The sequence below is a fragment of the Bradyrhizobium sp. th-b2 genome (assembly GCF_000426785.1).
Classification (GTDB): Bacteria; Pseudomonadota; Alphaproteobacteria; order Rhizobiales; family Xanthobacteraceae; genus Bradyrhizobium; species Bradyrhizobium septentrionale.
The window spans coordinates 230113-253336 of sequence record NZ_AUGA01000003.1 but is presented as its reverse complement, the minus strand read 5'-3'; the positions used below and the strand labels follow the sequence as shown (position 1 = coordinate 253336).

Annotated in this window: 23 protein-coding genes and 1 pseudogene; 14 read left to right on the top strand and 10 right to left on the bottom strand. The window is 63.2% G+C overall.

Annotated features, from left to right (window positions below):
- Positions 1-38: 38 nt before the first annotated feature.
- The 6 genes from K359_RS0106415 (at position 39) to K359_RS0106390 (ending at position 4879) form a co-directional block, all read left to right on the top strand.
- Positions 39-380, top strand: a complete 342-nt coding sequence (locus K359_RS0106415) for a hypothetical protein (protein WP_029078599.1) — start codon at positions 39-41, stop codon at positions 378-380.
- Positions 381-561: 181 nt separating this feature from the next.
- On the top strand, positions 562-861 hold the full coding sequence (locus tag K359_RS0106410) for an acyl carrier protein (protein ID WP_024582229.1): 300 nt from the start codon (positions 562-564) through the stop codon (positions 859-861).
- A gap of 9 nt (positions 862-870) precedes the next feature.
- Positions 871-1347, top strand: a complete 477-nt coding sequence (locus K359_RS0106405; protein ID WP_029078598.1) for a 3-hydroxyacyl-ACP dehydratase FabZ family protein — start codon at positions 871-873, stop codon at positions 1345-1347.
- Entirely contained in the window at positions 1340-2524 is a 1185-nt protein-coding gene (locus tag K359_RS0106400; protein ID WP_029078597.1) for a beta-ketoacyl-ACP synthase, read from the top strand. The genes K359_RS0106405 and K359_RS0106400 overlap by 8 nt, the downstream gene beginning before the upstream one ends.
- A 119-nt stretch (positions 2525-2643) precedes the next feature.
- A complete protein-coding gene (locus K359_RS0106395; protein WP_029078596.1) occupies positions 2644-3921 on the top strand; it encodes a beta-ketoacyl-ACP synthase in 1278 nt (425 codons plus the stop codon).
- Positions 3922-3943: 22 nt separating this feature from the next.
- A complete protein-coding gene (locus tag K359_RS0106390) occupies positions 3944-4879 on the top strand; it encodes a lipid A biosynthesis lauroyl acyltransferase (protein ID WP_029078595.1) in 936 nt (311 codons plus the stop codon).
- 121 nt (positions 4880-5000) lie between these two features.
- Here the strand turns inward: K359_RS0106390 and K359_RS0106385 are convergent, their stop codons facing one another.
- The 7 genes from K359_RS0106385 to K359_RS0106355 form a co-directional block, all read right to left on the bottom strand.
- A complete protein-coding gene (locus K359_RS0106385) occupies positions 5001-6110 on the bottom strand; it encodes a polyamine ABC transporter substrate-binding protein (RefSeq protein WP_029078594.1) in 1110 nt (369 codons plus the stop codon).
- Positions 6111-6116: 6 nt separating this feature from the next.
- The gene (locus K359_RS0106380; protein WP_029078593.1) at positions 6117-7286 is read right to left on the bottom strand and encodes an aminotransferase; all 1170 of its coding nucleotides are present in this window, start codon (positions 7284-7286) and stop codon (positions 6117-6119) included.
- Positions 7287-7294: 8 nt separating this feature from the next.
- The gene (locus tag K359_RS0106375) at positions 7295-7624 is read right to left on the bottom strand and encodes a rhodanese-like domain-containing protein (RefSeq protein ID WP_029078592.1); all 330 of its coding nucleotides are present in this window, start codon (positions 7622-7624) and stop codon (positions 7295-7297) included.
- 136 nt (positions 7625-7760) lie between these two features.
- Entirely contained in the window at positions 7761-9686 is a 1926-nt protein-coding gene (locus tag K359_RS0106370; protein ID WP_029078591.1) for a potassium transporter Kup, read from the bottom strand.
- Positions 9687-9840: 154 nt separating this feature from the next.
- A complete protein-coding gene (locus tag K359_RS0106365; RefSeq protein ID WP_029078590.1) occupies positions 9841-11763 on the bottom strand; it encodes a potassium transporter Kup in 1923 nt (640 codons plus the stop codon).
- Between the two features lie 113 nt (positions 11764-11876).
- On the bottom strand, positions 11877-12707 hold the full coding sequence (locus K359_RS0106360; RefSeq protein WP_029078589.1) for a flagellar motor protein MotB: 831 nt from the start codon (positions 12705-12707) through the stop codon (positions 11877-11879).
- Between the two features lie 28 nt (positions 12708-12735).
- Positions 12736-13509 carry a motility protein A gene (locus K359_RS0106355; RefSeq protein ID WP_029078588.1) on the bottom strand — a complete coding sequence of 258 codons (774 nt, stop codon included), beginning with the start codon at positions 13507-13509 and terminating at the stop codon, positions 12736-12738.
- Between the two features lie 273 nt (positions 13510-13782).
- Here K359_RS0106355 and K359_RS0106350 point away from each other — a divergent pair, with 273 nt between their 5' ends.
- Entirely contained in the window at positions 13783-14763 is a 981-nt protein-coding gene (locus K359_RS0106350) for an NADPH:quinone oxidoreductase family protein (protein WP_029078587.1), read from the top strand.
- 207 nt (positions 14764-14970) lie between these two features.
- Here K359_RS0106350 and K359_RS51290 read toward each other — a convergent pair whose 3' ends face one another.
- Entirely contained in the window at positions 14971-15672 is a 702-nt protein-coding gene (locus K359_RS51290; RefSeq protein ID WP_084518290.1) for an enoyl-CoA hydratase/isomerase family protein, read from the bottom strand.
- 95 nt (positions 15673-15767) lie between these two features.
- On the opposite strand from K359_RS51290, the gene K359_RS0106340 reads away from it, so the two are divergent.
- Together K359_RS0106340 and K359_RS51285 are read left to right on the top strand one after the other, a co-directional pair.
- Positions 15768-16655, top strand: coding sequence for a haloalkane dehalogenase (locus K359_RS0106340; protein WP_029078586.1), 888 nt, complete (start codon positions 15768-15770; stop codon positions 16653-16655).
- A 666-nt stretch (positions 16656-17321) separates the two neighbouring features.
- Positions 17322-17504: a hypothetical protein gene (locus K359_RS51285; RefSeq protein ID WP_035976211.1), complete on the top strand. Its 183-nt coding sequence runs from the start codon at positions 17322-17324 to the stop codon at positions 17502-17504.
- Between the two features lie 38 nt (positions 17505-17542).
- Here the strand turns inward: K359_RS51285 and K359_RS0106325 are convergent, their stop codons facing one another.
- Positions 17543-17932: a DUF1330 domain-containing protein gene (locus K359_RS0106325; protein WP_165123206.1), complete on the bottom strand. Its 390-nt coding sequence runs from the start codon at positions 17930-17932 to the stop codon at positions 17543-17545.
- Positions 17933-18479: 547 nt separating this feature from the next.
- Here K359_RS0106325 and K359_RS63155 point away from each other — a divergent pair.
- From K359_RS63155 to K359_RS58620, 5 genes and pseudogenes are all read left to right on the top strand, one after another.
- Complete coding sequence (locus K359_RS63155; protein ID WP_198031124.1) at positions 18480-18704, top strand: nuclear transport factor 2 family protein; 225 nt, start codon at positions 18480-18482, stop codon at positions 18702-18704.
- Positions 18598-18879, top strand: coding sequence for a nuclear transport factor 2 family protein (locus tag K359_RS51280; protein ID WP_245284526.1), 282 nt, complete (start codon positions 18598-18600; stop codon positions 18877-18879). The genes K359_RS63155 and K359_RS51280 overlap by 107 nt, the downstream gene beginning before the upstream one ends.
- Before the next feature lie 79 nt (positions 18880-18958).
- Complete coding sequence (locus tag K359_RS0106310; RefSeq protein ID WP_029078584.1) at positions 18959-19414, top strand: (2Fe-2S)-binding protein; 456 nt, start codon at positions 18959-18961, stop codon at positions 19412-19414.
- A 1-nt stretch (position 19415) separates the two neighbouring features.
- Positions 19416-21612: pseudogene (locus K359_RS51275) on the top strand (molybdopterin cofactor-binding domain-containing protein).
- Entirely contained in the window at positions 21609-21866 is a 258-nt protein-coding gene (locus tag K359_RS58620; protein WP_084518309.1) for an ASCH domain-containing protein, read from the top strand. The pseudogene K359_RS51275 and the gene K359_RS58620 overlap by 4 nt, the downstream one beginning before the upstream one ends.
- On the opposite strand, the gene K359_RS0106300 is transcribed toward K359_RS58620, so the two are convergent.
- Positions 21823-23010, bottom strand: coding sequence for a succinylglutamate desuccinylase/aspartoacylase family protein (locus K359_RS0106300; protein WP_029078583.1), 1188 nt, complete (start codon positions 23008-23010; stop codon positions 21823-21825). The two genes, K359_RS58620 and K359_RS0106300, sit on opposite strands and share 44 nt — an antisense overlap.
- Positions 23011-23224 lie beyond the last annotated feature (214 nt).

Genomic DNA, 23224 nt, shown 5'->3' with positions numbered 1-23224 from the left:
TGCTAGAGATAAGCGGCGACGCGACCGGACTGACAACAGTGAAGACGCAGCGGCCAATTTCCTCGGATGACGAGCACGTGGTGCTCAAATTCCGGCCGCGCACCTCGGCGCAGCCGCCCGGCAAGCGCGAGCAGGCGATCCGATCGCCCCGTCCCGCTTCCGTTGCCAACGATCTCTCTCGCTATGAGAAGCCGCGCGAGGAGCCGGACGATTTCCGCCAGCGCATGCTCGCCAACATCGCCGCCTTCGCCTTCACCGTGGCGCTGACCGCAATCGGTATCTGGCTGGCCATGAGCATCGCCGATTTGCGCAAGACCCAGGACTGCGTGCTGATGGGCCGCCGCGATTGCGCGAAGATTACGGTGATGCCGCGCAACTAGGCTGGCCGGAACCCTGCCCAAAAACCGCCCTTGCCGGGCCGGCCAAGCTCCATTGAACTAACGGCCCTGCTCCGATATACGGGCACACGACTCCGGCAGCAGCAATAAGGGCATTCCGGGGCAACGCGCCCGCCTCCTCCGAGAGTCCCGAAATTACCTTCAATATATCAAAGGCTTAATGATGTCCTCCACATTCGAGCAGATCGCCAACATTATCGCGGAGACCTGCGACATCCCGCGCGACACGATCAAGCCGGAGAGCCATGCGATCGACGATCTGGGAATCGACAGCCTCGACTTCCTCGACATCGCCTTTGCCATCGACAAGGCCTTTGGCATCAAGATGCCGCTCGAGAAGTGGACCCAGGAGGTCAACGACGGCAAGGCAACGACGGAGCAGTACTTCGTGCTGAAGAATCTCGCCGACCGCATCGACGAGTTGGTTGCGGCCAAGAACGCGGGCACGGGCACGGGCTCGTAATCGCCCATCATGCAGCTCGAAATTTTTCAGCTGATCGACCGGATCGTCGACCTCGACCTCGACGCAAGAACCATTGTCGTCGAGGCGGATGTCCCGCCCGAGAGCCACTCCGTATTCGCGGGGCACTTCCCGGGCTACCCGATCATGCCCGGCGTGTTGCTGACCGAAGCAATGGCCCAGAGCTCGGGCTGGCTGATCCTCGGTCTGACCAAGTTCGAGCGCATGCCTTTCCTCGCCATGGTCAAGGAAGCCAAGATGCGCGGCTTCGTCAGCCCCGGCTCGGTCCTGAGGATCGAAGCCAAGATCGAACACGAAGGTTCAGGCTTCGCCGTGACCTCAGCGAGGGTTCGCGTCGGCAAAGAGCTCAAGTGCAATGCCGAGCTGACCTTCCGCCACATCCCCTTCCCTCACCCGGACTTGCGTGTGCACATGGATGCGATGGCCAACAAGATCGGCTTTCCGATGCAGGCAATGACCAATGGCTGAGAAGGAAGTCTGGATCACCGGCGTCGGCCTGCTCTCCTCGCTCGGCGAAGGGCTGGACGCGCATTGGCAGGCGCTTGGCGAACGGCGCGTCAATGCCGACGAGAAGCGTCTCGCGCCCTACGTGATCCATCCGATCGCCCCGGTCAGCTTCGACGCCCAGATCCCGAAGAAGGGCGACCAGCGCCAGATGGAGCTGTGGCAGCGCATCGGCACCTATGCCGCCGGGCTGGCGCTCGATTCCGCCGGCGTCAAAGGCAATCAGGAAATCCTGTCGCGGATGGACATGATCATCGCAGCCGGTGGCGGCGAGCGTGACCTCAATGTCGACCTGGCGATCATGAACGCCGATGCGCAGGGCAAGCTGCCGCCCGCCCTGCTCAACGAAAAGCTGATGAACGAACTGCGCCCGACGCTGTTCCTGGCACAGCTTTCCAACTTGCTCGCCGGCAACATCGCAATCGTTCACGGCGTGTGCGGGACGTCGCGCACCTTCATGGGCGAGGAAGCCTCGAGCATTGACGCTGCGCGGATCGCAGTCGCGCGCATCGGCGCCGGACAGAGCGACATCGCGCTGGTCGGCGCGGCGCATAATGGCGATCGCGGCGACCTCTTGATGCTCTACACGTTCGGCGACTTCGCCCTCAAGGATCGGCATAGCGCGGTATGGGGGCGCAGGAACAACCCGGGCTTCGCCATCGGCTCGGCCGGCGCTTTCCTGGTGATGGAGTCGCGCGAGCACGCCGAGGTCCGCGGCGCCAAGCCCTACGCCAGGCTGACCAGGGTGGTCGCCGATCTTGCCAAGCGCAAGGAGCCCGGCGCCGTGACGAAATCGCTGCAGGCGATGTGGCCGAAGCTCGGCGTCAACGACGACAAGGCCATGCTGATCACGGGCGCGACCGGCGCCGAGCCCGCGACCACTGAGGAGCGCGCATTCCTCGGTCAGCACCCCGGTCTCGCCGTGCGCGCCACCGGAACGACCTTTGGGCACACCATGGAGGCGCAGTTCCCGCTCGGGCTGGCGCTGGCCGCGTTGTCGATCTCGCGCGGCGCGCTTTATCCGGCCAACGATCCGACCGGGCTGGAGGTTGAAAAGACCGAAGCGCCAACCCAGATTGTCGTGTTGGGGGTCGGCCACTGGCAGGGCGAGGGCATGGCACTGGTCGAGGCCGTCAGTTAGAGCATGATCCGGGAAAGTGTGTGAAGCGGTTTTCCGAAAAGATCATGCTCAAACAAATAGCTAAAGCGCGATGAGTGTCATCGCGCTTTAAGTCCGGCGCAAGCACCGACGGGGAAACCATGACAGCACCACGCGATAAATTCGGCCGACCGATCGTTGTCGTGACCGGCATGGGAATCGTGACGTCGCTCGGCGGCGGCAAGACCGACAATTGGAAACGTCTCACCGCGGGCGAGTCCGGCATCAGGACCGTGACGCGCTTCCCGATCGACAGCCTGAAGACGACGATGGCCGGCGCCGTCGATTTCGTCACCGTCGACCCGTTCTCCTCGACCAGCCTGTCGCAGCGTCTGGCCGAGGTTGCGACCGAGGAAGCGCTGGAGCAATCCGGCATCGGCAGCAAGGGCGACTTCCCCGGCCCGCTGTTTCTGGCAGTCGCGCCGATCGAGACCGAGTGGCCGCAGCGGCTCGAGGTCGCGCGCTCCGTCCCGACCAAAGACTTTGGAATCATCGACTATCTGGCGACCTGCAGCGGCGGCAAGTTTGCGCATTTCCACCGCCGCTTCACCTTCGGCTCCGTCGCGCTCAACCTCGCCGAGACCTTCGGCACCAAGGGCTCGCCGATCTCGCTCTCGACGGCTTGCGCGTCCGGCGCCACCGCGATTCAACTCGGCGTCGAGGCGATCCGCCGCGGCGAAGCCGATGCGACGCTGTGCATTGCGACCGACGGCTCGGTGAACCCGGAAGCCATGGTGCGTTTCTCGCTGCTCTCGGCCCTCTCGACCCAGAACGATCCGCCCCAGGGCGCCTCAAAGCCGTTCTCGAAGAACCGCGACGGCTTCGTGATGGCCGAAGGCGCCGGCGCGCTGGTGCTGGAGAGCTATGAGGCCGCGATGGCGCGCGGCGCACGCATCCTGGGCGTCGTTGCCGGCTGCGGCGAGCTGACCGACTCCTTCCACCGCACCCGCTCGGCGCCCGACGGCAAGCCGGCGATCGGCTGCGTGCGCAAGACGCTTGCTGATGCCGGCATGGAGCCGCAGCAGATCGACCACATCAACGCGCACGGCACCTCGACGCCTGAAAACGACAAGATGGAATATCTGGCGACCGCAGCCGTGTTCGGCGAGCACACGCCGAACATTCCGGTGTCGTCGAACAAATCGATGGTTGGCCACACCATCTCGGCCGCCGGCGCGGTCGAGGCGATCTTCTCGCTGCTGACGCTTGAGCATCAGCGAATTCCGCCGACGATCAATTACGAGGTGCCCGACCCCGCGATCCCGTTCGACGTGGTCGGCAACAAGGCGCGCGACGCCAAGGTGACCGCCGTGATGTCGAACTCGTTCGGGTTCGGCGGGCAGAACGCCTCGCTGATCCTGACGCGGGAGCCGGCCTAGGCCGGCGCCCTCGCCTCATCCGATGAAACGCCTGCTCCTTCGTACCCGTGCGCGCCTGCGCGACGCCGCCAAGCCTGTGGCGGGCGTTGCAATCGGCGCGCTGACGACCGGCCTGTTGCGAACCACCCGCTATTTCGATCCGGACAAGACTGCAAACTTCTTCGGCAACGCCGCGCATTTCATCGGCCGCCGGCTGCGCGAGGATCGCATTGGCCGCGAGAATCTCACGGCGGCCTTCCCGGAAAAGTCACCGGAGGAGATCGAGACGATTCTCACCGGGGTCTGGCACAATCTCGGCCGCATCGGCGCCGAGTTCGCACATCTCGATCGCATCTGGGACCACGACCCCGCACATCCCGACAAGCCCGGCCGTGTCGAATTCTCCGGACGCAGCAAGCAATTGTTCGATCAGCTGCGCGACGACGGCAAACCGGCGCTGTTCTTTGCCGCACATCTCGGCAACTGGGAGCTTTCTCCGCTCGCCGCCGCCGCGCATGGGCTCGAAGCCGTCGTTTTGTTCCGGCGACCGAACATCGAAGCCGCCGACCGCGCCATCGAACGGATCCGAGCCGTCAATTTGGGCACGCTGGTCCCGGCCGGCCGCGACGCGCCGCTCAAGCTGGCAAAGGCCCTGCAGGACGGCCAGCACGTTGCGATGCTGGTCGACCAGTATCTGACCAACGGCGTTCCCGTCACCTTCTTCGGCCGCAAGACCACGGCGAACCCGCTGCTGGCGCGCCTGCGCCGGCAGATCGATTGCCCGATCCACGGCACGCGGATCATCCGCCTGCCCGACGGCCGTTTCCGCGGCGAAGTCTCCGAGGAAGTGAAGCCGGTGTTCGACGCATCCGGCGAGATCGATATCCAGGGCACGATGCAGGCGATCACCGATGTCGTCGAGGGCTGGGTCCGCGAGTATCCGGATCAATGGCTCTGGCTGCACCGGCGCTGGCGGTAAGCTGGGGCAACTCCACCTCGTCATTGCGAGGAGCGAAGCGACGAAGCAATCCATGCTTCAGCATATGCGGCTTGATGGATTGCTTCGCTCCGCTCGCAATGACGGCGGTTCCAACGAGACATCACTTCCCGGTCTTCACCCGGGTCCATAGCCTGTTGATGATCCGCTGCGTCGCCGGATCGTGCGCCGTGATCACGAACAGCTTCTTCTGCATCGCCTCGTCGGGATAGATGTTCTTGTCGTTGAATATCTTCGGATCGATCAGCTTCTGGCTCGCCAGATTGCCGTTGGCGTAGGACAGGAAGTTCGAGTTCTTCGCCGCGACCTCGGGTCGGTAGAGGTAGTTGATCAGCTCGTAGGCCTCGGCGACGTTCTTGGCGTCCGCGGGGATCGCGAGATTGTCGAAGAACATCTGCGCGCCCTCCTTCGGGATCGTGTAGCCGATCTCGACGCCGGTGTTGGCTTCCGCCGCCCGGCTGCGTGCCTGCATGATGTCGCCCGACCATCCGACCACGAAGCAGATCTCGCCCGAGGCCAGCGCGCTGAGATATTCGGACGAATGGAATTTGCGCACATAGGGCCGGATCTTGATGACGAGATCGGCGGCCTTGTCGAGGTCGGCCTGCTTGGTCGAGCTCGGATCGAGGCCGAGATAGCTCAGCGCCGCCGGCAGGATGTCGTCGGCGGAATCCAGCATATGGATGCCGCAATCCTTGAACTTGGCGAGGTTCTCCGGCTTGAACACGATGTCCCAGCTGTCGATCTTCGCGTCAGGCCCGAGAATCTTCTCCGCCATCTTGACGTTGTAGCCGATGCCGGTGGTGCCCCACATGTAGTTGGCACCGTAATTGTTGCCGGGATCGTAGGTCGCGAGCTGACCGGTCACCACGGGCCATGCATTGGCGAGGTTCGGCAACTTCGACTTGTCGAGCTTGAGAAACACCTTCGCGGTGATCTGGCGCTGCAGGAAATAGCCGGTCGGCACCACGACGTCGTAGCCCGACTTGCCAGCGAGCAGCCGCGTCTCCAGCGTCTCATTGGCGTCGAACGTATCGTAGACGACCTTGATGCCGGTTTCCTTGGTGAAGTCCTCGAGGACTCCCGGCGCCATGTAGTTTGACCAGTTGTAGAAGTTGACCGTGCGCTCCTCCGCACTTGCGGAGGCAGCGAACAACAGAACCGTGGCGACCGTACCGACGAAGCTGACGAGACGACGGTTCTGCTTCTGCATTCTGGCTTACCTCTTGCGACGATGCACTGCGTCGGACAACCGCTCCAGCGCGGTGTCGAGCGTCGAGTCCTTCTTGGCGAAACAAAAACGCACGACCGACGTCACGGCATCCTGCTCGTAAAACGCCGACACTGGAATAGCCGCGACCTTGTAGTCCTGCACAATTCGCCAGCAGAACTCAGCATCGGTCTCGTTGAGCCCGAGCGGCGACAGATCGACGGTGAGGAAATAGGTCCCCTGCGACTTCAGCACCGGAAAGCCGATGCTCTCCAACCCCTTGGTCAAGCGGTCGCGGCTCCGCGCCATGTCCTTGCGCATGTCGAGGAAATAATCGTCCGGCTTGCCAAGGCCATACGCCACCGCCGCCTGCAGGTTGGGCGCTGTCGTGAAGGTGAGGAACTGGTGCACCTTGGCGGCGACCCGCAGCAGCGGCGGTGCGGCGCAGACGAAGCCGATCTTCCATCCCGTCAGCGAGAAGATCTTGCCGGCGCTGCCGACCTTGATGGTGCGGTCGCGCATGCCCGGGATCGTGATCAGCGGGATGTGCTCGCGGCCGTCGAACACCACGTGCTCCCAGACCTCGTCGCAGATCGCGACCACGTCAAACTCCTGGCAGAATCGCGCCAGCAGTTCGAGGTCCTCGCGCGGATAGACCACGGCGGCCGGGTTGAGCGGATTGTTGAACAGCACCGCCTTGGTCTTGTGGTTGAAGACGCTGCGCAGCATCTCCTCGTTGAGCCGCCATTCCGGCGGCTCGAGCCGCAACAGCCGCGGAATGCCGCCGGCCTGGCGGATGATCGGCAGATAGGAATCATAGACCGGCTGGAAGCACACCACTTCGTCGCCCGGCTCGACCACCGCCAGGATCGAGGAGGTCAGCGCCTCGGTGCCGCCGGAGGTGACCATCACCTCGGTCATCGGATCGAGCTTGAGCCCGTGCCAGTGGCCGTAATGCGATGCGATCGCCTGACGGAGCTCGGGAATCCCCATCATCGACGGATACTGGTTGTAGCCGTTGACGGACGCGTCCGCGGCAGCGCGGCGGATGTCCTCCGGTCCGGGATCGTCGGGAAAGCCCTGGCCGAGATTGATGGCGTTGTTGTCGCGCGCAGCCTGCGACATCGCCTCGAAGATCGTGACGGGAAGGTCTGCGAAGACCTTGTTCATGGAGGTCATGTCAGGGATCAGCCGCCCGTCTTGGTCGGCAGTCCCGCCGCCTTCCAGCCGATGATGCCGCCCGCCAGATGCTTGTCGTAAGGCAGGCCAGCGGCCTGGGCGGCCAGCGAGGCCGTCACCGAGCGCTTGCCGGAGCGGCAGGCGAACACCACCTGCTTGCCCTGCGGATCGGGAATCGCTGCCGGATCGAACGTCGACAGCGCCACCACGACGCCATCGGGATAGGCCTCGACAGCAACCTCATTGGGCTCGCGGACGTCGACCAGGAGATAGCGGCCTTCCGCTATGCCCTTTGACACCTCGTCCGGAAACAAATCTTGCACCTTGTGGTCCGCCACGGAAAAATCCTCCCGACAATCAGTTGGCGAGCGTCGCGCGGCTCGCCGTTCCGGGCCGCAAAGTCGCCTCTTGCGCGGAGAAAATCAAGCGTCCGAAACGGGTTAGATGCTGCGCAGAAACGCCAGATCGTGGACCCTAGATCGTGACTTGTGTGCCGACCTCGACCACCCGCCCGGTCGGGATCTGGAAATAGTCGGTGGCGTCGTTCGACGAACGGCTCAGCGCAATGAACAGATGATCCTGCCAGCTCGGCATGCCCGAATGCGCCGCCGGCTTCAGCGCACGGCGGGACAGGAAGAACGAGGTCGACATGATGTCGAACTGCCAGCCGAGCTTGCGGGCGATCGCCAGTGTCTTCGGCACGTTCGGCTGTTCCATGAAGCCGAACTTCAGCGTCACCTTGGAGAAGGTCTCGCTCAGCTGCTCCATCCGCACCCGCTCGGACGGATCGATCCGCGGCGTCGGCGCGGTCTCGATGGTCAGGATGACGTTCTTCTCGTGCAGCACCTTGTAGTGCTTGAGGCTGTGCATCAGCGCGGTCGGCGCGCTGACGGGGTCGCTGGTCAGGAACACCGCGGTGCCGGAGACCCGCTGCGGCGGCCGCTTCTCCAGCATTTTCACGAGATCGTCGAGCGGGAATTCCAGCTTGCGCGACTTCTCGAACAGCAGCCGGCTGCCGCGCCGCCAAGTGTACATCACCAGGATCATGGCCCCGCCAAGCGCGAGCGGCACCCAGCCGCCCTCGAACACCTTGAGCAGGTTGGCGGCAAGGAAGGTGATGTCGAGGAACAGGAACGGCGCAACCAGCGCGGCGGCGGCGATCGGCGACCATTTCCAGACCCGCCAGATCACCACAAAGCCCATCATCGCGGTCACCACCATGGTGCCGGTCACGGAGATGCCGTAGGCCGACGCCAGCGCGCTCGATGAGCGGAACATCAGCACCAGCACGATCACCGCGATGAACAGGAAGCGGTTGATGCGCGGCATGTAGATCTGCCCGGAATGCGCCTCCGAGGTGTGGCGGATCTCGAACCGCGGCATCAGGCCGAGCTGGATCGCCTGCCGGGTCAGCGAATAGGCACCGGTGATGACGGCCTGGCTCGCAATCACGGTCGCCATGGTCGCAAGCGCGACCATCGGGATCAGCGCCCAGTCCGGGAACATCAGGAAGAACGGGTTCTCGATCCCCTTGGGATCGCCGATCAGGAGCGCGCCCTGCCCCAGATAGTTCAGCGCCAGCGATGGCAGCACGATGAACAGCCACGCGGTCTGGATCGGGCGTTTGCCGAAGTGGCCGAGGTCGGCATAGAGCGCTTCCGCGCCGGTCACGGCGAGGAAGACCGCACCGAGCGTGATGAAGCCGATCACGCCATGATGCAGCATGAACGACACCGCAAGGATCGGGTTGAGCGCGTACAGCACCTCTGGATGCCGCGCGATCTGCGGCAGCGCCGCGATCGCAATCACGGCGAACCACACGCACATCACCGGGCCGAAGAACGCCGCCACGCGCGCGGTGCCGCGCGACTGCACCGCGAACAGGACAACCAGGATCACCACTGTGAGCGGGACGACATAGGGATCGAAGGTCGAGGTGACCAGCTTGATGCCTTCGATCGCCGACAACACCGAGAGCGCCGGGGTGATGACGGCGTCGCCATAGAACAGCGCGCCGCTGATAATGCCGAGCAGCACGATTGCGGCGCCGCCTTTGGTGACCGCGCGCTGCGCCAGCGCCATCAGCGCCAGCGTACCGCCCTCGCCGTTGTTGTCGGCGCGGAGCAGGATCACGACGTATTTCAGCGTGACGACGACGATCAGCGCCCACAGGATCAGCGAGAGCACGCCGAGCACCGCGTGCGCCGTCACGCCGCCCTCGCCGCCGGCAGCCGCGACAATGGCTTCGCGCAGCGCGTAGAGCGGGCTGGTGCCGATGTCGCCGTAGACGACACCGATGCTGCCGAGCATCAGCGCCTTGAAGGTGGCGGTGGAATGCGCCTCGCCATGGCCATTTGCCGCCGGCGCTTCCGCCGCGGTGATCGCACTCTCGGATGACATGGGAAGCTGCGCCTCTGTCTTCTGCCGCACCGCACAATGCCGGGTCGCAGGGCTATACTCCCGGCAGGAATGCATAGGTTAGCCCGGATTCAGGCCTCCGCCATGCATATCACGCATAGTTCACGGCTTTTCAACTGTAGAATTCGTTGCCGCATCAAATAGTTACCTGGGTACCCACTTCAACCACCCGGCCGGTCGGGATCTGGAAATAGTCGGTGGCATCGTTGGCCGAGCGGCTCATCGCGATGAACAGATGGTCCTGCCATTGCGGCATGCCGGACTGGGCCGAGGGCTTCAGCGAGCGGCGCGACACGAAGAACGAGGTCGCCATGATGTCGAACTGCCAGCCGAGCTTGCGTGCGACCGCCAGCGCCTTCGGCACGTTCGGCGATTCCATGTAGCCGAAGCGCAGCCGCACCGCGGTGAACTTGTCGCTGACCTTCTCCATGTTGACGCGCTCCGACAGGTCGACGCGCGGCGTCGGTGCGGTCTCGATGGTCAGGATCACGTTGTGCTCGTGCAGCACCTTGTTGTGTTTGAGATTGTGCAATAGCGCGGTCGGCACGAAACTGGGATCGCTGGTCAGGAACACCGCGGTGCCCTTGACGATGTGCGGCGGCCGCTTCTCCAGGCTGTGGATCAGATCGCGCAGCGGCACCTCGATACGGCGGGTCTTGGCGATCAGGATCGCAGCGCCGCGGCGCCAGGTCCAGATCATCGTCGCCATCACGGCGCCGAACAACAGCGGCACCCAGGCGCCCTCGAACAGCTTCAGCAGATTGGCGCTGAAGAAGGTCATGTCGACGATCACGAACGGCAGGATCAACGCCGCGGCCGACGCCACGCGCCAGTTCCACAACTTCCAGATCACGATGAAGCCCATGATGCCGTCGGCGACCATGGTGGTGGAGACCGCGATGCCATAGGCCGAGGCGAGCCCGCTCGAGGTGCGGAACAGCAGCACCAGCAGCAGCACGCCGATCAACAACAGCCGGTTGACGCGCGGCAAATAGATCTGGCCCGCATGGGTCTCCGAGGTGTAGCGGACCTCGAAGCGCGGCAGCAGCCCGAGTTGCACCGCCTGGCTGATCAGCGAATAGGCGCCTGTGATGACAGCCTGGCTCGCGATCACAGTCGCAGCGGTGGCCAGCCCGACCAGCGGCAGCAGCAACACGTCGGGCACCATGCGGTAGAACGAGTTCTCGATCGAGGAGGGATCGGACAGCACCAGCGCGCCTTGGCCGAAATAGTTGAGGAGCAGCGAGGGCAGCACGAAGAACAGCCAGCCGGACTGGATCGGCTTGCGGCCGAAATGCCCGAGATCGGCATACAGCGCCTCGCCGCCGGTCACCGCGAGGAACACCGCGCCCAAGGTCACCAGGCCGATGGTGCCGTGGGTCAGCATGAACTGGAGCGCGTAATACGGATTGATCGCCGCCAGCACCGACGGATCGTCCGTGATGTGGACCAGCCCCATCACCGCCAGCACGGCGAACCACAGCACCATCACCGGCCCGAAGGCGGAGGCGACGCGGGCGGTGCCGGAGCGCTGCACCGAGAACAGCAGGACGAGGATCAGGATCGTCAGCGGCACCACATAGTGCTCGAGATGCGGCGTGGCGAGCTTGAGACCTTCGACCGCCGACAGCACCGAGATCGCCGGCGTGATCATGGAATCACCGATGAACATCGAGGCGCCGACCACGCCGAGCGCGAGCAGCGGCCAGCTGCGCCGTCCGATCGCGCGCTGGCCGAGCGCCATCAGCGACAGCGTGCCGCCCTCGCCATTGTTGTCGGCGCGCAGCAGCAGCAGCACGTATTTGGCGGTGACGACGGTGAACAGCGCCCACAGGATCAGGCTGAGCACGCCGAGCACCATGATGCGGGTGACCGGCTGGCCATGCGCGGCGCCGCCGACCGCCTCGCGGAATGCGTAGAGTGGCGACGTTCCGATATCGCCGAACACAACCCCGATGCTGCCTAGCGTCAGGGCCCAGAAGCCGGAGGTGCCTTGGCCCGTTCCTTGGCCCGAGCCTTGACCCTCCTGGGCTTCGGTGGATGAGACGCTGGCAGCCATGGCGAGATTGGAACGCCCGATCGGTTGATTTTGATCCGCGCGGCTATCGACGCTTCCGCTCCGCGTGTCAACCGCGCAACATTACGAGCTTGACGGTAGCATGGTAACCTAGGCTACGGCTTCAGATCCGGCGGCAGCGGCGGATTTTCCCGCATCAACGTGATGGTCACGCGACGGTTGGCCGGCAAGGTCGGATCGTCGGGAAACAGCGGCTGGCCGTCAGCTTTGCCGGAAACCGCGAAGATATGGGACGGCGGCAGCCCTTCCCGCTCCAGGATCTGCCGCACCGCATTGGCGCGGTCCGCAGACAGGTCGAAGGCGTCGTAGTCGCTGCGTGCCGGCACGAAGCCTGCGGCTGTATGCCCCACGATCGCGACCCGCAGCGGCGTCGCCTTCAAGGGAGCTGCGAGCCTCTGGATCAGCCGGCGGGTGCGCTCATAGGGCTCCCTGGAACCGTCGGCGAACATCGAGCGGCCGTCCTGGTCGACGATCTCGAGGTTCAACCCCTCCTTGGTCTCCTCGAACATGATGTTCTTGGAGATCTCGGTCAGCTCCGGCATGTCCTGCAGCGCCTGGCGCAGCGAGGCGGAGGCGAGCGCGAATTCGCGGTCGATCTTAAGCCGCGCGCCGTTGATCTGGCTACGCTCCTTCTCGTCCGGCGTCGGATTGGCGGAGGACTCCTCCGGCGAGATGTGCTCGACATTCTTCAGCTTCGGCCGGGTCGGCAGGCCGTCGGACTCGACGATGCCGGAATAGCGCACATCGGTCTGCACGCCGAAGGCGTCGCGCATCGAGCCTGCGACGATCTTCAGCTTGTTGTTGTCCATGGTGGAGAACGCGACGAGCATCACGAAGAAGCTCATCATCAGGCCCATCAGGTCGGCGAAGGTCACGAACCATCCGTGACCTCCACCGTGAGCGTCGCCGCGCTTTTTCTTGGCCATCGCTGCGTTTCCCGAAAGCGCCGGCCGATCAGGCCGGAACCGGCTCGCCTTCCTCGTTGCGATGCTTCTCTGGCAAATAGGCCAAGAGCATTTCTCGCACCAGCGCCGGGCTCTTGGAGTCGCGGATCATGAGGATGCCGTCAATGATCAGCGTGCGGTTGGTCTCCTCGTCGAGCAGCTTGCCGTGCAGCTTGTCGGCGATTGGCAGGCAGAACAGGTTGGCGACCAGCGCACCGTACAGCGTCGCGAGCAGCGCGGTCGCCATGAACGGGCCGAGCTTGGAGGGGTCGGTCATGTTGGCGAACATCTGCACCATGCCGATCAGCGTGCCGATCATGCCGAACGCCGGCGCGCAGTCGCCGATCGCGCGATAGATCTTGCTGCCCTCGTCGAGGTGCATCAGGAAATTGTCGCGGTCGCGTTCCATGTTGTCGCGGATGAATTCGAGGTCGTAGCCGTCGGCGACGTAGCGGATGCCCTTGGCGAGGAATGGCTCGTCGGTCTCGACCTTTTCGAGGCCGACCGGGCCCTGCTTGCGGGCGATCTCGGCGATGCGGGCGAGCTCGTCGACGAGGTCGCGGGCCGACAGCCGGCTCATGGTGAAGGCAAATTTGGCGCCGAGCGGCAGGCCGTGCAGCATCACGCCGAGCGGAAAGCGGATCATCGTCGCCGCGATCGAACCGCCGAAGATGATAATCATGGCGTGTTCGGAGATGAACATGTGCAGGTCGCCGCCCATGAACATCATCACCGCGATGACGATGATGCCGGCCAACAGCCCGGCGCCTGTCATGATATCCATGAAAAACTCCAACGCGAACGCAACCCGCCTGTCCTGGACGGCGCGCAGCCCAAGGCGGGCCGCGTGGAAAAACCCTAACGTTAATGCCATTAAGGACGCGTTACCGAATTTGGTAGGGATAACAACGGGTAAACGCCGGTCTTTTCGTGATGTCGTTGAAGATGCTGGCTTTCCGCATGCGACGCTGCCGCTGCATGCGGAAAAGGCCTCCCCGTAGAACAACGGACATGAGATAGGTTGGCTCAGAGGAAACGAACCAATGAGCAGGACAGGATGAAGGCGGTCGTCGTCGAGCAATATGCGCCCATCGATCAGATCGGGTTGAAAGAGATCGCCACTCCCGAACCTGGTCCCGGTGAGATCCGCGTCCGGGTTCACGCCGCGAGCATCGGCTTCGTCGACGGGCTGAAGGTCGAAGGCCGCTACCAGACCAAGGATGCCCTGCCCTTTACGCCCGGCGCGGAATTCGCCGGCGTGGTCGATGCTGTTGCGAGCGACGTCGCCGGCATCGCGCCGGGCATGCGGGTGATGGGCGCGGCGCGCTCGGGCGCGCTGGCCGAGCAGATCGTGGTGCCGCCTGCCGCCGTCGAGGTCATGCCCGACGGCCTGACGATGGAGGCCGCCGCCGCCTTCCGCACCAACTACCTCACCGCGCTCTATGCGCTCGGCGAGCGCGGCCGGCTGCGATCCGGCGAGCAGTTGCTGGTGCTCGGTGCCGCCGGCGGCACCGGGATTGCCGCGATCCAGATCGGCAAGCTGCTCGGCGCGCGGGTCGTCGCCGCGGCCTCGACCGAGGAGAAGCGCAACTTCGCCGCAAGCTTCGGCGCCGATGCTGCCGTCGACTACACGCGGCCGGATTGGCGCGACGCGCTAAAGGACGCGACCGGCGGCCATGGCCCCGACGTGATCTTCGATCCGGTCGGCGGCGAGGTCTCGCTGCAGGCGTTCCGCTCGATCGCCTGGAACGGCCGCCATGTCGTGGTCGGCTTTGCGGCAGGCAGCATCCCCGCGCTGCCGTTCAATCTGCCGCTCCTGAAAGGCGGTCTCTTGATCGGCGTCGACGCCGCCCAGATCGCGCGCCGCGAGCCCGAGGCGCAGGCGCGCGTGATGACGCAATTGTCGGCGTGGCTGAACAACGGCCGACTGACGCCGGTGGTCGGCAAGGTGTTCGCGTTTGAGGATTTTCGGGACGCATTCACCACGATGCAGACCCGCGCCGCGCTCGGTAAGATGGTGGTGCGGATTGGACGGTGAGAGAGGCACGTCGGTCACCTCATCCTCACCGTCGTCCTGGCGAAAGCCAGGACCCATAACCACAGACGTTTGTTGGTAGATGGATCGTGGCCCCAGCGTCGCGCAGCAATTCGCATCCGGGGTAATGGGTCCTGGCTTTCGCCAGGACGACAATGAATCTGTTGTGCGCTTCAACTGCCAACAACTCGCAGATTCTAGTTTCCGCGATCAGCCGAACAGAGCGAGAGACGCGTCGTGCCCGGTCAAGGCCAGGCCCTCGAGGCGTTCGGCAAGTCCGCCGCGGATTTGCCGCTTCACTGCGCGAAACCCTGGCTGGGCGGCGAGGCTTTTAGCGGCCGCGATCGATTTGGATTGCAGATCTGCACCCGCGCAAAGCGCATCGAATATTCGCTGGTCGAGACATTCGCGCGGGCTGAGCACCGCGCTCGTCAGCGTCAAGCGGCGCAGCAGTTCCGGCGAAAGCTCATGGCGCATCACTTCGAGGGGCCCCGACGGGAACGGAATGCCGGCCTGCGCCTCGGTCATGCCGAGCTTTACGGCCGTGCTGTCGACCGCGAGGCGATAGTCACATCCGAGCATGAGCACGAAGCCGCCGCCCAGCGCGTGGCCATTGATTGCCGCCACGACGGGAACAGGGATCGCCAGCAAGCGCGCCAGCATCCGCGTGATCGCACGCACCATGGCATGGCGCTGCTCGCGGGCGTAGCTCGCGAACGCGCGCGTATCGACCCCCGCCGAAAATGCCTGGCCGCCGCCGGTGAGCACGACGCCGTTCGGCGGAGCGTCAGCGGCAGCCGCGGCAAACGACTGTTCGAGCGACGTAATCGCATCGAGGTCGAGCGCGTTGACGGGCGGCCGATCGATGGTCACGAGAAGCGTGTCGTCGATCATTGACGCTATAACAGTCATTTCCTCTCCCGGGTCGGGTCGTGTGATAGACTAGCATGGAAAACATCGCGCGACGTCCTCGCGCAGCCGAATGACGAATCGAAAAAGGGAGAGACATGCAGACGCTTCGAACAGCGGACGAGCGCTTCGCCGGATTGCCCGGGTTTGCCTTCGCGGCGCGTTACATGCAGATCGGTCCGTTGCAAATGCACTATCTCGACGAGGGATCGAGGACCGCGCCGGTGGCGCTTTGCCTGCACGGCCAGCCGACCTGGACCTACCTCTATCGAAAAATGATCCCGGCGCTTGTCGCCGCGGGGTTCCGCGTCGTGGCGCCGGACTTCTTCGGCTTCGGCCGTTCCGACAAGCCCGTCGACGAGGACATCTATACTTTCGATTTCCATCGATCCTCGGTCATGTCCCTGGTCGAAGCGCTCGACCTGCACCGCATCATGCTAGTGTGCCAGGACTGGGGCGGATTGATCGGACTGACGATCCCCATGGACATGAGCGATCGCTTCGATCGACTGCTTGTGATGAATACGATGCTCGGCACCGGAGATGTGCCGCTCGGCGAAGGCTTTCTCGCGTGGCGGGCCTTCTCCAATCGGAGCCCGGACATGGATATCGCGGCGCTGATGCAGCGAGCGGTCCCTGGTCTCGCAGACAAGGAAGCCGCCGCCTACGCCGCACCCTATCCGGACGAGCGATATAAGGCCGGCGTCCGGCGCTTTCCCAATCTGGTGCCCGATCGGCCGGACGCTGGAGGCGCAGCGCTTTCGCGGCGCGCGCGGGGCTTCTGGTCGCAGCGCTGGACCGGACAAAGCTTCATGGCGGTTGGCATGAAGGACCCTGTGCTCGGTCCGCCGGTGATGAGCGTGCTGCGGCAGGTGATCCGAAACTGTCCGCCGCCGCTCGAACTGCCAGACGCCGGGCATTTCGTGCAGGAGGCGGGCGAGATCATCGTCGTCGAGGCGATGAAGCTGTTTGATCCGGCGCGCTGACGCACGCATCACTTCGAACCACATGACATCCGGGTCATACATCCGCATTCTCGCGACATGATTTGTCCGAGGCTTGCTCTTCGTATCGCCCTCCTCTCGCAGAGGGCGCAGGGAAAGCCGGGTGCCGATCGCACCCATGGGCCCCGAGCAAAGGTAGAAAGCTCGGGGGTAGGACCACAGGTGAAACCGGAAACAACCCGGCTTTCCCTGCGCGATGGGTTACGGCTTACTTCGTGCTCTCCCCGGCGAGACTGGGCTTGCTTGTCACCGCCCCCGCATCACGCCTTCGCGTGTTGCGACGAGACACCTGCCGCTAGGGCGTCAGGACCACACGACTTCACCGTCCGCTTCACGTGCTCTCGTCAGTCACACGCTCGGCGTCCACCGCATCCCACACCGCGTTCGTGACGATCGCGAAGCGCCCCTCGATCGGGTGAGACGGCGGCATTAGACTGCTGAGTTGGGGGCCGCGTCAAGAAAAATTTCCGAAACCGCGAAATCCCTCATTCGCTGGAGATGGGCAGGTTATGCCGGGTTGCCCGTCGTCGAGGCCGCTCGCGGAGGCACCAGCCGGCGCGCGGCCCCATGCCCGGCACTATCACACGTTATTGTCGCCGGGTTCGGTGCCGCCTACCGTTCGCCGAAAACGGCAGCGGGACAGAAAAAATGCAGGATATGCTGACGCATCTCGAGAAACTTCGCACCGACGCCGCGGAGTGCGCCCTGATCCGCGACCTGACCACGGACATCCAGAAGCGTGAACTGTTTGCCAAGCTTGCCGAGGATCTTGCGGCCCTCGCCGCGGAAGTCGAGAAGGCCATTGCCGCGGCCCGCAAGGTGGCCGACTAACGGCGGGCCGCTAGCGCAGCCCGCCGCCTTCCGCATTGTTACTTCTGCTCGACGCCTTCGATCCCGACCGCGCGGAAGCTGGCGTATTTGTCGCCAACGTCTGCCTCAAGCTGCCTCTGTTTGACATTGAATGCCTTGACCGCGTCCATATCGGCAAACTGCAAGAGCACCACGCGATTTGGTGGGGGCGATCCATCCAAGCTGACCGCTTTGTTAAGGCCGCCGGCGAGGTATTTGCCGCCGTGTTCTTTGATGTTGGCTTGCGCCTTGGGCAAAAAGTCCTTGGCGTAACCATCCTGATCTTTGACATCGATCTCAGCTACCACATAAGCCGGTAGCCTGACCTGCGCGTGCAATACGCTGACCGCGCCAACCCCCAGAAAAAAGCTGGCGATTACAGCCACCGCAATTTTGTAGTTTGATGTCATCGACATTTCCTCCCTCGTTACGCACGCGGATACCGGGGCGCACGTTGCCCGGTGGAAATCAGCAGCGTTATTCGCGCAACAGGCTCCTGTTCGGTTTCGACGATGTACCGCCGTACGACCTCGGTTGCCTTGTCCCGCTGGGGTACAAGGTCCGCCCAGGCCTTCGACTTGTAGAATGCTACTGCGTCATCCATGCTGTCTCATTCGACGATGGCCGCACTCTTGGGAGGCGGCCACCCTCAATTTGAACAACCTGCGGACTGCGATGGCTCCGATGGTGACACCTGCGAGCAATGCCATTGCGTAAGCCTTGATGACTGACTCCCGGTTGCCTTGCCGATAATCCGGCGGTTAATCGAACCGCTATTCGAGTCCGTGCAATGAGCAATCCAGGATTAGGCTTGGCACCCGGCGTCCATAGGAACGCAACATGATAGCGGCGTCGAAGTCACACAGACGGAATGGCCGCTAACCGCCGCGCATTGACAGGTTCGCATATAAGTTTTGAAATGACGGTATTTCACCCAAAATGCTTTAGGAGGGCGCGATGAGCGAACATGAGAACCGACAGCTTGTCGAGCAGGCTTACACCAACTTCAAAGCAGGTGACATCCCCACTCTGTTACAATCCATGTCAGAGGACATCACGTGGACGTTGCCAGAGATTGAGAACGTGCCTTTTGCCGGCAAGCGACAGGGGCGCGGCGCGGTCGGCGAGTTTTTTTTCGACCCTCGCCAGCCTACAGGATGCGCGTTCATTCGAGCCACGTGAATTCATTGCACAGGGCGACAAGGTTGTCGTGCTCGGTCATTACGTTTGGCAGGTCAAGGCCAACGGGCGCACCTACGAGAGCGACTTCGCGCACGTCTTCACCGTTCGCGGCGGTCAGATCGGAGCCTTCCACGAGTACACGGACACAGCCGCGGGCGCCAATGCGTTTCGCTAAGGTTGAGCACCAAGTGGAGCCGTAGACCGCGCCAGAGCCGACGTGGACTTGATGTGGCAATGAATCGGGAGGAGTCAGTATGCGAATGACCTTGAACGGGCAGACGACGGATATTGACGTCGACGCCGGCAAGCCGCTGCTCTGGGTTTTGCGAGATGATCTCGGTTTGGTTGGCACCAAATACGGTTGCGGCCAGGCTCTTTGCGGGGCCTGCACCGTTCTCATCGACGGACAACCCGCGCGCGCCTGCCAGACGACGATCGCTGATGCTGAAGGCCGAAGCATCGTCACCATCGAGGGCGTCTCCGGAAAGGTGGCCGAGGTCGTTCAGACGACCTGGACCAAATTCGACGTCCCGCAGTGCGGTTACTGTCAGTCGGGTCAGGTGGTTGCTACGATCGCCCTGCTGACAGCAAACCGGAAGCCGACCGACACCGACATCGATGACGCGCTCAGTGGTAATCTCTGCCGCTGCAGCACTTATCATCGCATTAGAGCTGCCGTCCACGAAGCCGCCAAGCTGCTGGAGGCCTGACATGCACGACTCATCTCTTGCTTCGCTCCCGCCCGGCTCGGAGCCATCTCGTCGTTCGTTCCTCATCGGGGCGACAGCGCTCGGTTCGAGCCTCGTCGTCGGCTTCTCGGCGAAGTCTGATGCAGTACCGGATGCCGCCAAGCCGGGCGCGAACCCATTTGTCGGATATGTGCAGATCGCGCCAGACGACACTGTGACGATCCACTCGTCGCAAATGGACATGGGCCAAGGTATCTATCACGGCATTGCCACTCTGGTTCAGGAAGAGCTCGATGCGGACTGGTCGAAAGTGACCGTTGTCGGCGAGGCCGGGAATACAGCGCTGTACGGCAACATTCCCTTTGGCGGGAAGATTCAGATGACCGGCGGATCCAGCGGGACCGCCTCGTCCTGGGAGCGTTATCGCCGTGCTGGCGCGACCGCGCGCACGATGCTGATCGCGGCTGCCGCGGAACACTGGAATGTGCCGGTCGCCGAGATCAAGGCGGAGAACGGCGTTGTGAGCCACGCGTCCGGCAAGTCGGCGACCTATGGTGCGCTGGCCGCGAGTGCCGCGAGTGGTCCGGTTCCGACGAGCGTCGCCTTGAAGCAGCCCAGCGAATGGAAATACATCGGCAACGTAGCGCTGCCTCGATACGACTCCCGGCCCAAATCCAACGGCACGCAGCGGTACACGATCGACCTGCGCGAGCCTGGCATCCTCACGGCGGTGGTGATCCATCCGCCGCTCTTCGGCGCGACGTTGAAATCCTTCGAGGGATCGAAAGCCAAGGCGATGAAGGGCGTTGTCGACGTTGTCGAAATCCCGCGGGGCGTCGCGGTCGTTGCGACGGGAATGTGGGAGGCCATGAAAGCCCGCGAGGTCGTCACCGTTGAGTGGGAGGATACCAACGCCGAGAAGCGAGGTTCTAGCGAGATCACCGCAGAATATCGCGCTGCCGCCCAGAAGGGGGGCGAAGTCGTTGCAGCCAATGTCGGCGACGTCGATACGGCGTTTGTGAAAGCAACGAAGGTGATCGAATCGCAGTATGAATTCCCGTACTTGGCGCATGCTCCGTTGGAGCCGATCAACGCTGCCGCAAGAATGAATCCTGATGGGACTCTCGAAGTATGGGGCGGCCATCAGATGCCCGACCTTTATCAGGCGGTTGCAGCCAAGGTTGCCGGCATTGCACCGGATAAGGTGATCTTGCGCGTGATGAAGACCGGGGGCGGTTTCGGTCGACGCGCTTCCGTCGATTCCGACATCATTGTCGAGGTGGTCGCGACGGCGAAAGCGATCGGATGGAAGGCGCCCGTCAAGGTTCAGTGGACCCGCGAAGATGACATGCGCGCCGGTCACTATCGTCCAGCTTTCATCCACAAAATGAGGGCGGGGCTCGACGAGAACGGCAATCTGATCGCTCTTCGCGACACACTCGTTGGCCAGTCCATCTCCAAAGGCACGGTGATGGAGGCGGGTCTCGTCAAGAACGGAGTGGACGTGCTATCGGTGGAGGGGATGGCCAACCAGCCTTATGCCATTCCAAATCTGCGCGTCGACCTGACAACAACAACTTCCCCGGTGTCCGTGCTGTGGTGGCGCGCGGTGGGATCCACGCACACAGCGTACGCGCTCGAGGCCTTCATCGACGAGATCGCGCATGCAGTCGGCAAGGATCCGGTGGAGTTTCGGCTGGCCATATTGAAGGACAAGCCGCGGCACGCGGCGGTCCTGCAGCTTGCCGCCGAAAAAGCCGGTTGGAACACCCCGCCCCCTGCGGGACGCTTTCGCGGCGTCGCCGTCGCCGAGTCGTTCCACTCCTATGTCGCGCAAGTGGCAGAGATTTCGGTCGACAACAAGGGACTGCCCAAGGTCCACCGCGTCGTCTGCGCCGTCGATTGCGGCATAGCCGTGAACCCCGATCAGGTTCGCGCACAGATGGAGGGAGGTATCGGATTCGGGCTTGGTGCAATCCTGAAATCACAGATCACGCTCGACAAGGGCCGGGTCGTCCAGGGCAATTTCGACGGCTACGACGTATTGAGAATCAACGAAATGCCATCGGTCGAAGTTCACATCGTCAAAGTCGGCTCCGCCAACCGGCGTCGGCGAACCCGGCGTTCCGCCGATCGGACCAGCGGTGGCCAATGCGATGTTCAAGGCGACCGGCAGGCGCATTCGCATCTTGCCGTTTGCAAATTCGGAAAACAGCTGAGCGCAACACTCGCCGATCAACTCCTCGAACTCGTGATCGACGGCGTCAAGACCGCGACTTGCAACACGGAAGACGAGGCGAGCACCTCGGCGCCCGGGGAGCGCTGGATCGTGCTCGATGGGCGCGGCGAGCCCCGCTGCGTGATCGAAACCACCGAGGTGACACGTCGGCGCTTCAGCGAGGTCGATGCCGGCTTCGCGCGTGACGCAACTACTCGGGATAGACCTGAACGTCCTTTGGCCCCGGCTTGTTGAAAAGGATAAATACCAAGGGGTTGCCGGGCTCGGACATTGCATCGCTGCGCTGGCCCGTTATCTCTCCGGCCACGCCGCTTGTATACTCCGCAATCACCTCGCCGAAGCTATTGCGCTGGATCGCAACTTTCTGTCCGGCTTCGACCTTGCCGTTGAGTTTGACCAGATGCTCAACGAGACCGCCCGCGGTGGCCAGGATCGGGTACGCGCTGTTACCGACAAAGACAGTCACGTCCTTGCCTGTACGTCCCATTGGCCCGGCAACGATGCCGTGATGCTTGAGGACGTTCATTGTGCCTTCCACGAAGAGCGAGATCATCTCAGGGTCCAGGACGCGCGCAGCGCCGATTTCCGGTGTGAAGGACGGGATGCCGACGTCCATAAACGCGTTGTGCAGGACACCGGGATACACATGATTGTCGAAGATCTGGCCGACGGGATAGAGCTCAACCATCGCCTTGACCGCGGGCACATCCATGCCGCCAATATTGAATGCGGTAACTTCGAATCCGGTTGTCCCTGTGTGGAAGTCGATCGCGAAGTCGGCGTTCGGCCGCAGCAGCCGCTTGAACAGAAGCCCGGCGTGTCGGCTGGGTGCGGTGGCGCCGTTCTCGTTCCCGGGCCACTCCCGATTCATATCTACCAGATCGATGCCTCTGCCCTGGTTGGGCCATCTGCGCTGCATGCTTTCCAGGGCCGGGCGGGACACGTCCGTGACCGCCATCACCGTGCCCGACATCTGCGCCGGGTCGAGTTGGTTCATCACGGTCTGGACCGTATGCACGGAACTCATCTCGTCGCCATGCACGCCACTGGTCAGGATGCCGCGCTTGCCCGGCTTTGCTCCCTTGGCGACCGTCACAGACACATACCAGTGCTGTCCGGTTGGCATCTCAACGCCCTGAAAATACAAACGGTGTTTCTTCCCGGGCTCAAGGTCGTTGACGTCGAGCGCACTGACGACCTTTTTGCCTTCGATAACATCACCGGTGTAGACCGTTCCTGATGCCGGATTGCCAGGGGGTGCCGCTGCGCCCTGGGCATTCGCGGCACCGGCGTTGACGGCGACGGCGGAGCCGACCGTGACAATGGATGCCATTATCAGATCGCGGCGATCGATGCCTTTTGCAGACTTCTCCGGCATGACGGTGTCCTCAGTGATTGTGAAAGGTAACGTTCATACGACGGCACAGCATACAATTTGAACCCTGGTGCGCCTGGCCAGACACATTTAAACGCAATCTCAGGTGAGGTTGCCGCATCAAAATGACACGCCCCGCACGCCGCCAAGCCTGCCCAAAAGCGGTATCGGAGAGGCGCAGTTTGATGATCCTCCTCCTGAGAGGAAGGGTTTTCTT